This is a genomic window from Reichenbachiella agarivorans, assembly GCF_025502585.1.
GTDB lineage: Bacteria > Bacteroidota > Bacteroidia > Cytophagales > Cyclobacteriaceae > Reichenbachiella > Reichenbachiella agarivorans.
Window position 1 is genome coordinate 4,068,172 of the sequence record NZ_CP106679.1, and the last position, 14,211, is coordinate 4,082,382.

Consider the following 14,211-nt stretch of genomic DNA (forward strand, 5'->3'; position numbering starts at 1 on the left):
CCAACACCTCAAATCTGATTTTTTAAATCCAAAAACAGGTTTAGCCTGTTGTCTCATCCCACAATTTAATACTTTAGCGAAAAAATCGCTGCATGAACTACTACTACCATCCTGATCCAGAATCCAAACCCGTGCTCAACGGAGAGGAATCAATGCATGCTGTCAAGGTGTTGCGAAAAAAGGAAGGGGATGAGATTCTCATCATGGATGGAAAAGGTGGAAAGTACAAAGCAGAAATCACCGATGCGAACTTTAGAAAATGCAGCTTCAAAATCACACAAAAGAAGCTGATTGACAAACGACCGCACACCATTCATCTGGCCATTGCCCCTACCAAAAACATAGATCGTCTGGAGTGGTTCGTGGAGAAAGCCTGCGAACTGGGAGTCGATCAGATCACCATCCTGCTCACCAAACGCACCGAAAGAAAAAAAATCAACCTAGAGAGAATCGAAAAGAAAGCGATCTCAGCGATGAAGCAATCCAAGAACTTTTGGAAATGCCAAATCAATGACCTCATTGCCTTTGATCAGTTTGTATCTTCACCCGCTACCAATACACAACAAAGCTACATAGCCTATGCAGAGACAGGTCACGAGTCCTCTCTCCACCAATTGCTGCAGCCCAACAAAGAGACCCTCATCATGATAGGCCCAGAGGGGGATTTCACCTCAGAAGAAGTCCAACTGGCCGTCAAGCACGGCTCGGTGGCGGTCAACCTTGGTGCGAGCATCCTCAGGACAGAGACCGCTGGTGTGATTGCCGTCCATACTTTCAACTTGGTCAATGGCTTTTGAGAATAGTTGATTGCAAATGGTTAATAGAAAATAGTTGAGTCGTTAATAGTATTTGCATGCGCCATTAAATTCGTTGTTCACTATGGACTATTGACTAATCACTGTCATCAAAATTCCTGTTTTAGCAAAAAGCACTTAGCTTTGCTCCTCAATTTATTTAAAGAACAAGATGAAAGCAGAAATCCACACTTCAAAAGGTGTCATGAAGATTGAATTCTTCGAAAAAGATGCACCCAAAGCAGTTAAAAACTTCACTGACTTAGCTAAAAAAGGATATTACGACGGCCTTACTTTTCATAGAGTGATCCCTAATTTCATGGTGCAAGGTGGATGTCCTGACGGCACTGGTGCTGGTGGGCCAGGTTACACCATCGATTGTGAATTGACTGGCGACAATCAGTATCATGATAGAGGCGTGTTATCAATGGCTCATGCAGGTAGAAATACTGGTGGTTCACAATTTTTCATCTGCCACAACAGAGAAAACACTTCTCACTTAGATCGAAACCATACAGTATTTGGCAAAGTGGTAGAAGGGGTTGATTTGGTAGATGGCATCAGACAAGGTGATGTGATGACCAAGGTAGTCGTGACAGAAGATTAATCTTTACATAGATACAAGATACGAGAGCCAAGTGTCAAGATACCCGTCTTGATTCTTGGCTCTTTTTCTATCTTGACTCTAGATGCTCTAGAATACTACTTAATTATCCCGTTCTCAATTGATTAATTCGAGTTCAGCCTTAACTTAGTCCTCTCAATCAAAACTATATCTATGAAACATCTAAAGATTCTTACAATCATGCTGATAGGCTTTGCATGTCAGCCAAAGCCTCAAACAGAAACTACTGCAGAAACTACCGAAGACAGTCCTACCATAGGCTTGGTCAAGCTATGGGCATCTGATTCTAGTCTTACTACCAATGAGTCCATCATATATCATCCGGGTATGGACGTGTTGTTTGTCTCATGTATAGGAAGCGTGCCTCCAGACAGCATGGACAATGATGGATTCATCGCGCAAGTGTCTCCAGCCAATGGAGAAGTAATCAACCTCAAATGGGTAGACGGCATATCTGCCCCCAAAGGCATGGGAATCGTGGGCAATAGCTTATTCGTAACCAACATCAATGAGGTATTGGAGATAGATATCGAAAAGGCCGAAATCATCAAAAGCTATCCTATCGAAGGTGCAGGATTTCTCAATGATATCTCAGTAGGAGCAGACAGTACGGTCTATATCTCAGACACAGGCACCAACAAAATCCACCAAATCAAAAATCAGGAATTAGGTCTTTTTCTTGAATCGGCAGATTTCAAAGGGCCAAATGGTCTGTTGGTCAAAGGCAATGATCTATTCGTTGCTTCATACCGTGGCAGTGAGGGTAATTTCATAAAGGTAGACATGTCAACCAAAGAATTGACAGTGGTAGCCGACTCCATTGTCGGTGGTGATGGCATTGTATCTTTGGGAGAGGATTTTATCGTATCTACATGGCCTGGCGAAGTGTATTTAGTCGCAGCAGATGGCACCAAAAGTCTCTTGCAAGATACACGTGAGGCAAAAATCAATGCTGCCGACATCTGGTTCATCTCAGACATAAGCATGTTACTCATACCTACTTTCTTCGACAATCGAATCGTAGCGTACGGCATAGCAGAGTAAATGGGTGGATAGAAACAAGATTCAAGAACCAAGATCCAAGATTATATTGACAGACTGATTTACTAGTGGGCTAGTTCAATTGCAAAATAGTCTTGGTTCTTCTATTTTCGACACTTTTCTGATTTGACAGTAAAAATCAAGCATATGAGTTAATTGAGGCTGATTTCGGTTCAAGACTGCATTTCTCAGAAGATTTTCATTCTTCTACGAATGTTCGACAGGAAGAAGAAAATAAGAGCAGTCTTATCTGCGTGTAGGTATATATAAAAGCACAGGTAAATATAGAGTCAGGAAAACCATTGGGTCGAGTGCTGATCCTGAAGAAGTTACCGTCTAGTGCACCAAGGGGATAAATGGATTGAAGCATATAAAGAGACCTTAAATTTAGATCTAAAGTGATCCTTAGGTCGCGAAACACCAATTTCACCAACACTTGATTGGTATCTGAGGGAGTAATCTAAGCGACTCTAGCATTCTGATCGGCAAATACACTTCACTCTCTCATATGTTGGAATGGTGCGTCAAACTTTACTCAAATACCTAAACCTAGGCATTTCACTCCTATACATCCATGCGGCACATTCCCTACTTGCGGAAGCCAAAAAAACATGGCTTTTCTCTTGTCAGAACTTTCTAGAATTACCAAAAAATGTGTTTTTCAGCCTTTCGAAATGAAAAGTATCAGTCAGAACCTTTCTGACTGATACCAAATAGATTGCCCCACCTATTAATGCCGCCAGATATCCTTGCGGTAGCGGGCGGGACTGGTGCCGGTGATTTTACTAAATAGCCGAGAGAAGTAGGACAGGTTGGGCAACCCCACTCTATGCGAGATTTCGATCAATGAATAATTGGTGGTAGTCAATAACAACTGCGCCCGCTGTATCCTTTTTTGCTGGATGTACTGTATAGGGCGCTGCCCAAACACCTCTACGAATATTTTGGAATAATAATCGACATGCAGGTGACACTGATCGGCCAGTAGTTCAACATTCAACAGATCTGGTAGATGCTGATCGATATACCGAGCCGAGCGAGCGACGAGCTCGTGCGTCTGGCTACCTTTACTAGACTCATAGTTCTCATTGAGGATGAAGCGAGAAAACAGGCTGAGCAAGATGCCTCTAGACTCAAGAATCACCGATGCGGAAAGCTGTTCATTTTTTTGCAAAAAACTCATGAGCACCGGCTGATTGTCATACACTTTAGGATTGTCATCCACATAGGATCGACCAGGGTTGAGCGCAATATATCGCTGTATCAGTTGAAGATCCTGATCAGTAGCCTCCACCTCATATACAAACCTATTGATCTGATAAATGGACTGCCCCTCTCCCACTTCCTCCAAAAAACTGAGATAGTACTGTCCCATGCTGTCGGGACAGCGGTACCTACTGTAAGTGAAACTCGGGATCAAATACATGTGACCAGGCTTGAGTTGCCACTGCTGGTCATGATGGTAAATATAGCCTTCTCCCTGATCCACATAATACATCCGACTGAATGGACTAATCACATGGTCGTAGTTCCATCGGCGATCGAGGGATGCATAGCCCGCATTGAGCAGAGACAAACGAAGCGATTGTAAGGTTTTGTACATAAGGCAAATTAAATATACAAACACAAATTGGCTCATTTAAATATTAGAATACAAAAAATCGGATATGTACATTTTTTAGTCGGATTAGTCCTATAAGAAATTTAGCCCTACTACTACTTTTGGATTATTCGAAAAACCATCAAACAAAGAGTGATTATGATAAGACGCTGGATGGCTATGATAGCCCTGGTCTGTAGCTATGCATGTGCGCCAGATCTGCCGGAGGAAGTAAAAGTGCAACTGAACCAGTTGCCTGCAGAGTTGGATTTCAATGTACATGTCAAGCCCATCCTCTCAGACAAATGTTTTGCCTGCCACGGACCAGACAAAGCCAAACAACAGGCTGGCCTCAGACTGGATTTGGCAGAAGCCGCCTATAATGAACTCCCCGAGTCGCCCGGCAAATACGCCATCGTACCTGGCGACCTGAGCAGCTCAGAGGTGTTTCAACGCATCATCACCGACGATCATGAGTACATCATGCCTACTCCTAAGTCCAATCTCAAATTAAGCGCAAGAGAAAAGGCCATCCTGGTCAAATGGATCGACGATGGAGCAGAGTACAAAGATCACTGGGCCTTCCTCCCTCCACAAAAACCAGCAATCCCTGAGGTATCCGCCGATGCACCCATCAACAACTCCATCGATCAGTTCGTCCAAGCTGAGCTGCAACGAAAAAACCTCAGTCCAGCACCAACCGCTGACAAAGAAACTTTGCTCAGAAGACTATCTCTTGATCTCACAGGACTACCTCCGACCGTAGCAGAAATAGATGCCTTCCTGGCTGACCATAGTCCCAATGCCTATGAGCAGCAAGTAGACAGACTGCTGGCCTCAGCGCACTACGGCGAGCGTATGGCGGCTGACTGGCTCGACCTGGCACGCTATGCCGATACCCATGGCTATACCGTAGATCGCTACCGCAACATGAGTCCCTGGCGCGACTGGGTCATCGAATCGTTCAATGACAACTTGCCCTACGATCAATTCCTGACTTGGCAGCTCGCTGGAGATCTGCTACCCAATCCTACCAGAGAGCAGATCCTCGCCACAGGCTTCAACCGCCTGCATCCCCAAAACATGGAAGGTGGTATTGTCAACGAAGAATTCCGCGTGGAGTATGTCGCCGATCGTACCTCGGTACTCGGACAGGGTGTCATGGCCATGACGCTCGCCTGTGCCAGATGTCACGACCACAAGTACGACCCGATTTCTCAAAAGAACTTCTTCGAACTCTACAGTTTTTTCAATAGCATCAATGAGAGTGGACAAATTTCCTGGGACGAAAAAGACATGCCTGTACCGACTCTCATGCTCACCACCGAGCAGCAGCAGGAGGTGCTTGATTATATAGATAGAGAGTTAACGACGCAAAGCCAGCGTCTGACTAAGATTGAGAAAAGTACAGAAACTGATTTTCAAAAATGGCTGGATGCAAAAGCCTATCAAAAGCTCGACCTGACCGCCAATCGCCACCTAGTAGCTCACTTCGACCTCAATGGTCAGCTCAAAAACAAAGCAGGCAGTGGCATGGGCAAGATGGATCGCAAGTTTAGCAAAGGCGAGACGGCCAATTTTGTCCCAGGTCATAGTGGCCAAGGCCTGCTGCTTGATGGAGACGCCTGGCTGGATATGTATCCGCAGGGTATCTACTCGCGCAGTGACCGATTCAGTATTTCACTCTGGGTCAAATTTCCAGAAGACCTGAAAGAAGGCGTGATCTTCCACAAAAACATCGGCAGCCGCCTCCACAACTTCAAAGGCTACCAACTCTACTTCACCGAAGGAAAGCTACAAGTCATGCTGGCCCACACCTGGCCAGACAATGCCATCTCCAAGTGGACAAAACAGGAGGTAAAACGAAACGAATGGATGCATCTGACCATGACCTACGACGGTAGCAGCACCGCCGACGGTCTGCAGCTGTACATCGACGGAGCGAGTCAGTATATGGAGGTAGAAATAGACAATCTCTACAAAGACATCATATACAGCGACAGCCGTACAGCCAAAGCCACCAATGACCAAGAGCCAGGTATAAAAGTCGGCGCAAGATGGCGTGGACAAGGGGTAGGTAACACCACCGTGGACGACATCATGATATTCGACGAATGTCTCTCCTTTATAGAAGTCCTCGCTCTGGCTCAACCTACCACTGCACAGCAGTTTTTGGCACAAAACCCCACACAACTCAGCAGTGAAGACAAAAAGCACCTGCATAAGTATTATCTCCAATACCTGAGCAAAGATTACCAGCAGACACGTAGTGTCATCGCTCAACTACAACAGCAAAAGACCGACTCGATGCAGCGTGTACAAGAAGTCATGGTCATGAAAGAGATGAATGAGCCTCGGCAGTCTTACCTGCTGGAGCGCGGACTCTACGACGCTCATGGCGAGAAAGTATATCCAAATACGCCAGAGGCTATCCTACCCATGGCAGATACCCTTCCCAAAAACCGCCTGGGTCTGGCACAGTGGATCACCTCTCCTCAAAATCCGCTCACCGCACGCGTAGCAGTCAACCGCTACTGGCAGATGTTTTTGGGTAGCGGGATCGTCAAGACCACCGAGGACTTTGGCAACCAAGGATCACTCCCTACCCACCCTGAACTGCTCGATTGGATGGCTGTCACATTCGTAGAGTCTGGGTGGGATGTCAAAGCACTGGTACGGCAGATAGTCCTCTCCAAGACCTACATGCAGTCATCGATGGCTAGCCAAGAACTGAAGGAAATCGATCCTGACAACTCTTGGCTGGCTCGTGGCCCACAGGCACGACTGTCTGGCGAGATGCTTCGAGACAATGCACTCAAAGCCAGCGGCATACTTTATGACAAGATTGGAGGTGAAAGCGTGTATCCCTATCAGCCCGATGATCTCTGGTCGATGAACAGTGCCATCTACCAGCAAGACACTGGCAGAAACCTCTACCGCCGATCGCTCTACACGATCTGGAAGAGAACCGTACCCCATCCGACGCTCTCTACCTTCGACCAACCCGATCGCAACGAATGTACCGTCCGCCGACAAAAAACCAATACCCCCCTACAGGCACTCGTCTTGCTCAACGACCCCACCTATGTAGAGGCCGCTCGCATCATCGGCGAAAAAATCACTCAGTACGATAGCACACAAGAGGGTATCCGATGGGCATTCAGAAGCCTGACAGGAAGAAAACCTTCTGATCAGGAATTGGCTCTGCTTTTGGACATGAGCGAAAACGAATATGAAATCATACAGGAAAATCCTAAAATGGCTACAGGCTGGCTGCACGAAGGACAACACCGTATAGCTACAGACCTCAACCCCCAGCGAGTGGCCGCCAACACACTGGTAGCCAGTACCATCATCAACTCAGACGCCAGCATCACCAAAAGATAAAATACTATGTGCCACAATCATGATATACTCCGATCCAATCACCAAGATCTCAAGAAAATAGAAAAACAGATGGACAGGCGACAGTTCCTGACCAAAACCTCACTTGGACTTGGTGCGCTTGCGCTCGGTTCTTTGTTTGGAGCAGAAAAACTGTTAGCCTCCTCACCCGACAATGCCATATCAGGCCCACATGGCATTCCAGGTCTTCCGCACCACCTACCCAAGGCCAAGCGCATCGTTTATCTCTTCCAGAGCGGAGGCCCTTCGCAGTTCGAGACCTTCGACTACAAGCCCAAGCTCACGGATATGTTTGGACAGGAGCTGCCAGCCTCAGTGCGTGGCAGCCAGCGCCTCACGGGCATGAGTGCCCAGCAGAGTTCCCTGCCGATTGCGCCCTCGATGTACAAGTTCGACCAGTACGGCGAGAGTCGCGCTTGGGTCAGCGAACTGATGCCACATACCGCTGAGATCGTCGATGACCTGTGTTTTGTCAAGTCCATGTATACCGAGCAAATCAACCACGACCCAGCCATTACCTTTTTCCAGACAGGACACCAGCTACCCGGTCGCCCGTCGATAGGTGCTTGGGTCAGCTACGGACTTGGCTCAGACAACCAAAACCTGCCGACCTTCATCACACTCGTGTCTAAAAACTCCGGCGGACAACCGCTCTACTCTCGCCTCTGGGGCAACGGCTTCCTACCGACCGAGCACCAGGGCGTACAGTTTCGCTCTGGCAAAGACCCTGTTCTCTATCTCAACAATCCAGAGCACTACGATGGCGAAGACAGGAAACGCATGCTGGACTATCTCAGCCAACTCAATCAGATGCAAAACGACACCTATGGCGATCCAGAGATAGATGCACGCATCAGCCAGTACGAGATGGCCTACCGTATGCAGACCTCCGTGCCCGAGGTGACCGATATGAGCGATGAGCCAGACCACATCTTCGATATGTACGGAGCAGACAGCCGCAATCCAGGCACCTATGCCGCCAACTGCCTGATGGCGCGTCGATTGCTCGAAAAAGATGTCAAGTTCGTGCAGCTCTACCATAGAGGCTGGGATCAGCACACCTACTTGCCTGGCGGGATCAAAAATCAATGCAAAGCTACCGATCAGGCCACCGCAGCGCTGGTCAAAGATCTCAAGCAAAGAGGTCTGCTCGAAGACACATTGGTGATCTGGGGTGGGGAATTTGGACGTACCGTCTACTCACAAGGCAAACTGACAGAAACCAACTATGGTCGAGACCACCACCCACGTTGCTTCACCATGTGGATGGCTGGTGCAGGTGTCAAACCTGGCTTCACCTATGGCGAGACGGACGACTTCAGCTACAACATCACCAAAGACCCCGTGCATGTACACGATTTTCATGCGACACTGCTACACCTACTCGGTGTAGATCACGAAAAACTTACCTACAAGGCACAAGGACGGCGCTTTAGACTGACCGACGTTCATGGCCATGTAGTCAAAGATATTTTGAGTTAGATAGAAACTAGAAACCCTTGGAGGGTTGCTGGTGCATACAAATATCGCCCTCTCAAGGTTTTCCGCAGGAGACCTTGAGGATGATACAGAAAGCGCAAGGTCATCAGAGATAGACCTTGCTGAGAAGAACAAAAAAATGAAAGATATGCTATGACTTCCCCCTCTGTATCTCCCCAAGGGGAGAAGAGTGATTGTGCCAGCAAATTACGTCAGCGTATAAAATGATACTTCTGAGGTTAAATCAATCCTCAGCTGAAAAAGAAAGCACGAACTTTCTCCCCCTCATTGAGAGGGTAAGGGGGGAAGCAAACAACCACAAAAAACTACTAAAATGAACGCAAGAAGAGACTTCATCAAAAAAAGCACACTGGCTGCAGGTGCACTGGGTACCAGTCAAGCATTTGGATCCAATATTATCACCTCCAAAAAAGCAACGAGAGAACGTATCCTTGGACATGGCGACTATCAGTACCGGTTGGTCGAAGACTGGGCACAGATGTGGAATTCCAATCTGCCCATACTCAACTGCCACGAGATGGTCATGGACAGCAAGGGTCGACTCATCATGCTCGGTGATCACTTCGCCAACAACATTCTTATCTTTGACAAATCCGGCAAGGTCATCGACTCATGGGGGCATTCATTCCCTGGAGGGCATGGATTGACTTTATCCAAAGAAGGCAGTGAGGACTTCCTCTTCATCGCCGACAGTGGCTGGCAGATGAACAACGACGGCTCCTACACCCACCACAGCGGCCGAGTAGCCAAGACCACCATCGATGGCAAAATCCTCTTCGACATAGGACATCCCGCCACGATCGGGGTGTATGAACCAGGGGAGACTTTCAGCCCTACCGAGACGGCCGTGGCACCCAATGGCGACATCTATGTAGCCGACGGCTATGGCAAAGACATCATCCTGCACTACGATCAGTACGGCCGCTATATCCGACACTGGGGAGGGCACGACAACAGCGACCCCAACTACAACCTCAGCAATGCCCATGGCGTGACGCTCGATACGCGTGACCCTGACAAGCCTATGCTGGTGGTGAGCTCACGCGGAGAGCAAAGTTTTAAGTTTTTTACCCTTGACGGAAAGTATATCAAAACGCTACACCTACCCAACATGTGGGTATGCCGCGCGGTGATCGACGAGCAAAACCTATACGCTGGCGTATGCTGGAGCCAACGACGCGACGAAGCATTCGACTGGAAGCAGCCTACTGGATTCGTGACCGTGCTGGAAGGCGACACGGTCGTGTCTTGTCCTGGTGCCGAAGCACCAGTCTACAAAAAAGGCCAACTACAGCCTACCTACCAGTTGCCTGAGAGACCTATATTTCACGGTCATGATGTCTGTGTAGACAAGGACAAAAACCTCTACGTCTGCCAGTGGAAAGCCATGCGTACCGCGCCTTTCAAATTGGAGCGGGTGTAGCTGAGAAAAGCCCTCCAAGGGTTTAGAACCCTTGGAGGGCTGGTTGTATGGGTGAAGTAAGCAGGCCTACCGTACCCTCAAGGTCTTCTGAAAGAGACCTTGAGGGTAGCAAGCAGGGATGCAAGGTTATCAGAGAACCTTGCTGAGACTTAGCTGGAGTGGTGTAAAAAGATGACAAAAGTCCCCCTCTGCATCTCCCCCAGGGGAGAAGAGAAAGCGTGCTAGCAGATGCGTGAGAGCGTAAATGACACTTTTGAGGTTAAATTATTTCCTCAATTGGTCATACAAGCACAGACTTCTCCCCCTCATTGAGGGGGCTGGGGGGAGGAAAATAAAAACGAAGGTTATCCAGAGATAAACCTTGCTGATACGAAATATAAAAACGGAACAGACCTGACAGGTTTTAAAAACCTGTCAGGTCTAACGAATAGGAAAAATGGAAGAATCAAACTTAATACTCTTTTTTGGGCGGTTTCACCCGCTGATCGTACACCTGCCGATTGGTTTCTTGATGATCGCAGCACTGATGGAGATCGCCGAGCGACTCAGCTGGCTGTCCAACGTCCGCCCCGCCATCATATTCTCCCTGCTGCTCGGGGTAGCCAGTGCGGTAGCGGCCAGTGTGCTGGGCTACATGCTCGGCACGAGCGGCGACTATGCACCCGATATGCTCGACGCACACATGTGGGCGGGGATCATCACTACGGTGGTTGCTGCAGCGGCACTGCTGCTCAAGACGCGTTGGGTGGATTTTACCAAAGTGCAGACTCAGCTCTACCTCGGCCTGCTGGCGGTGATGATGATCGCCATGAGTGCCACCGGGCATCTGGGCGGAAACATGACCCACGGCTCGGACTATCTGACCAAATATGCGCCTTTCATCCCTAAGCCAGTAGATCCACTGGCCAGACCGAAGGTGACCGACATCCAACAAGCACAAATTTTTGGTGATGTAGTGCATCCAATCATACGGGATCGTTGCATGAGTTGCCACAGCAGCGAAAAGCAGAAGGGCAAACTTTCTTTTTCCTCCATAGAGGAATACCTAAAAGGCGGAGAAAGCGGTGACTTGATAGTAGCAGGAGATGCCTCAGCCAGCGAGCTGTTCAGGCGGATCAGCCTGCCTGCGGGTCATGACGACATCATGCCGCCAGAGGGCAAAGAGCCCTTGACCGAGGAGCAACAGCTATTGATCAAATTTTGGATCGATGGAGCAGGAGGGAGTTTTGATACCCTGATCTCACAGGTCGAAGTACCAGAGGAGGTGATGACGGCTGCCAGTCACTACCTGGGCTTATCGGGTGATGGGGAACAAATGTTGGCTTTGGATTCCATTGCGCCCAAGGATTTGGAGCAGCTGCGCTTGATGGGGTTTGAGGTGCGCGAACTGGCGGCTGGTAGTTATGCGCTAGATGTGACTTTGCCTGCTGGTACGGCCGATGGCGAAAACATCGAAGGCTATCTCAATGTCCTCGACAAGGTGAAAGACAACATCCTCTGGCTCTCGCTGATGGACAATGGATTGGGCGATGAGCAGATGACTCAGCTGGCGACCTATACCCAACTGCAGCAACTCAAGCTCAGCAAAAATGCGCTGACCGATGCAGGCATCCAACAGCTCAAAGGACTGACTCAGCTCCAAAGTATCAACTTGTATGGTACGGGCATCACCGAGGCGAGTTTGATTACATTGGTTACACTGCCCAATCTCCAATCGGTCTACATCTGGAGTACGTCCATAGATGAAACTCAGATATTGGACTTGCAAGCAAAGTATAGCAAAATCAGGCTGGTAGCGGGGAGTTGAGATCACCAACGAATAAGAGACCCCCGTATTTTATCGAGAATATACCCCCTACTTATTATTGATCTTAGGCCTAAGTTTGAGTCATGAAAATGTTTCAAACTTTCGTCCTGATCATACTTGCTGTAGTCGTGCTTTTATCCTGTAGTCCAAACGACTCAGAATTACCCAAGCCTCCGCCAAACATTGTCTGGATAGTGTCCGAAGACAACTCTAAACACTATATGCGACTGTTCGACGAAAACGGGATAGAAACACCTCACATCGAACAATTGGCTGGCCGTGGGATACGCTTCGACCGTGCCTTCTCCAATGGCGCAGTATGTAGCGTAGCACGATCTGCCATCATCTCTGGGTGCTACGGTCCACGAACTCTCACCAACTACCATCGCAACATTGCACCAGCAGCCATGCCTGTTTCGCTACAAATGTTCCCAGCCTATTTGCGCAAAGCTGGCTACTACACAGTCAACAATGCCAAGGAAGACTACAACTTCATCAAAGGAGAAGACGTCTGGGATGAGTCATCCCCAAAAGCGAGCTGGAAAAATCGACAGAATGACCAACCTTTCTTCTATGTGCACAACATCGGTACTACGCATGAATCTAGTCTGCATTTTTCCGCCAAGGAGATGCAAGCTCACAAGACACAAACGAACCCCACTGACTATCCTGTACAGCCCAATCACCCAAATGATAGTGTATTTCGCTATACCAATGCCTACTACCGTGACAAGATTCAGCAGATGGATCAGCAGGTGGGAGCAGTCATCGCTGAGCTCGAAAAGGACAGTTTGCTCGACCACACGATCATATTCTACTATGGCGATCACGGCGGGGTGTTGCCAGGCAGCAAAGGCTACGTCTATGAGACAGGCCTACATGTACCAATGGTAGCCTACGTCCCTCCTGCCTACAAACACTTGAGTGTGTGGGAGGCTGGCGATGCTACAGAGGCCTTCGTAAGTTTTGTAGATCTAGCACCTACAGTACTGCGACTGGCGGGACTACCAGTACCCAGTCAGATGGATGGGCAAGCCTTCATGGGCAAAGGACTGACGAAAGAGGTGTTGGAAAAACGTCAAACGACTTTCGGCTATGCCGATCGCTTCGATGAAAAATACGATCGGGTGCGGTCTGTGCGAGTGGGGAGATACAAGTACATCCGCAGTTACGAACCCTACAACTACGACGGCCTGCTCAACAACTATCGCTACAAGCAACTCGCCTACCAAGACTGGCGCTCCAAGTATCTTGAGCACGAACTCAACGAAACTCAGAAAGCCTTCTTTCAATCGCGTCCTGCCGAGATGCTCTTCGATGTAGCAGCAGATCCCTACGAAACCCACAACCTAGCCAGTGACACGTCGCATGCAGCAATCTTGTCTCAGCTCCGACAAAAACTCAACGGTTGGGTGACTGATATGCCAGATTTGTCTTTCTATCCTGAGTATTATCTTTTGGATCAGGCCATCGACAATCCAGTGGCTTTCGGACAAGCACATCTGTCAGACATCGCACACTATGCGGAGATAGCTGACCTTGCGCTCGTGCCTGTCACTGAGGGCAAAGCACAACTCATTGCCGCTCTGACTTCACCCGATCCCTGGACTAGATACACCGCACTCATGACCTGTAGCAGCTTGGGATCAGAGGCTCTGCCGCTTCAAGATTATATCATACCAATCATGAGCAGTGACAGCCTGCTGATCAACCAGGTGAAAGCCGCCGAATTTTTGGGTTTGACGCAAAGTGCCGACCCTGCCGACATACTCGTCCGTTGTCTCTACAAAAGCAAGAATCCAACTGAGGCACTACTGATCCTCAACTCCATCGCGCTTCTAGCGTCTACATCTTACCACTACCATTTTGATATTAAGGTCGACGAGCTGCACCTTGATGTGCGTCAAGACAAAATGGTGAAGTGGAGACTCACAGGACTCGGCCTGAGGATCTAGCAATCCACATTGTCAATGGACAAATCCTGATCAATAGCGAAGATTAGGATTTGCCCCCCTT

The 14,211-nt window shown here is 48.5% G+C and carries 9 protein-coding genes; 8 read left to right on the forward strand and 1 reads right to left on the reverse strand.

Going from position 1 to position 14,211, the window contains the following annotated elements:
* The first annotated feature begins 92 nt into the window (after window positions 1-92).
* The 3 genes from N6H18_RS16925 to N6H18_RS16935 all read left to right on the forward strand — a co-directional run bounded on the left by N6H18_RS16925 (window position 93) and on the right by N6H18_RS16935 (window position 2,463).
* The gene (locus tag N6H18_RS16925) at window positions 93-797 is read left to right on the forward strand and encodes an RsmE family RNA methyltransferase (RefSeq protein ID WP_262309465.1); all 705 of its coding nucleotides are present in this window, start codon (window positions 93-95) and stop codon (window positions 795-797) included.
* Between the two features lie 169 nt (window positions 798-966).
* Window positions 967-1,401: a peptidylprolyl isomerase gene (locus N6H18_RS16930; RefSeq protein ID WP_262309466.1), complete on the forward strand. Its 435-nt coding sequence runs from the start codon at window positions 967-969 to the stop codon at window positions 1,399-1,401.
* A 171-nt stretch (window positions 1,402-1,572) separates the two neighbouring features.
* Window positions 1,573-2,463 carry an NHL repeat-containing protein gene (locus N6H18_RS16935; protein WP_262309467.1) on the forward strand — a complete coding sequence of 297 codons (891 nt, stop codon included), beginning with the start codon at window positions 1,573-1,575 and terminating at the stop codon, window positions 2,461-2,463.
* 727 nt (window positions 2,464-3,190) lie between these two features.
* Here N6H18_RS16935 and N6H18_RS16940 read toward each other — a convergent pair.
* On the reverse strand, window positions 3,191-4,063 hold the full coding sequence (locus N6H18_RS16940; RefSeq protein WP_262309468.1) for a helix-turn-helix transcriptional regulator: 873 nt from the start codon (window positions 4,061-4,063) through the stop codon (window positions 3,191-3,193).
* Between the two features lie 156 nt (window positions 4,064-4,219).
* Here N6H18_RS16940 and N6H18_RS16945 point away from each other — a divergent pair, with 156 nt between their 5' ends.
* From N6H18_RS16945 to N6H18_RS16965, 5 genes are all read left to right on the forward strand, one after another.
* Window positions 4,220-7,447 carry a DUF1553 domain-containing protein gene (locus N6H18_RS16945; protein ID WP_262309469.1) on the forward strand — a complete coding sequence of 1,076 codons (3,228 nt, stop codon included), beginning with the start codon at window positions 4,220-4,222 and terminating at the stop codon, window positions 7,445-7,447.
* A 6-nt stretch (window positions 7,448-7,453) separates the two neighbouring features.
* Window positions 7,454-8,947, forward strand: coding sequence for a DUF1501 domain-containing protein (locus N6H18_RS16950; RefSeq protein ID WP_262309470.1), 1,494 nt, complete (start codon window positions 7,454-7,456; stop codon window positions 8,945-8,947).
* A gap of 331 nt (window positions 8,948-9,278) precedes the next feature.
* The gene (locus N6H18_RS16955) at window positions 9,279-10,388 is read left to right on the forward strand and encodes a twin-arginine translocation signal domain-containing protein (RefSeq protein WP_262309471.1); all 1,110 of its coding nucleotides are present in this window, start codon (window positions 9,279-9,281) and stop codon (window positions 10,386-10,388) included.
* Window positions 10,389-10,824: 436 nt separating this feature from the next.
* The gene (locus N6H18_RS16960; RefSeq protein ID WP_262309472.1) at window positions 10,825-12,195 is read left to right on the forward strand and encodes a c-type cytochrome domain-containing protein; all 1,371 of its coding nucleotides are present in this window, start codon (window positions 10,825-10,827) and stop codon (window positions 12,193-12,195) included.
* A gap of 83 nt (window positions 12,196-12,278) precedes the next feature.
* Window positions 12,279-14,150: a sulfatase family protein gene (locus N6H18_RS16965; RefSeq protein WP_262309473.1), complete on the forward strand. Its 1,872-nt coding sequence runs from the start codon at window positions 12,279-12,281 to the stop codon at window positions 14,148-14,150.
* Window positions 14,151-14,211 lie beyond the last annotated feature (61 nt).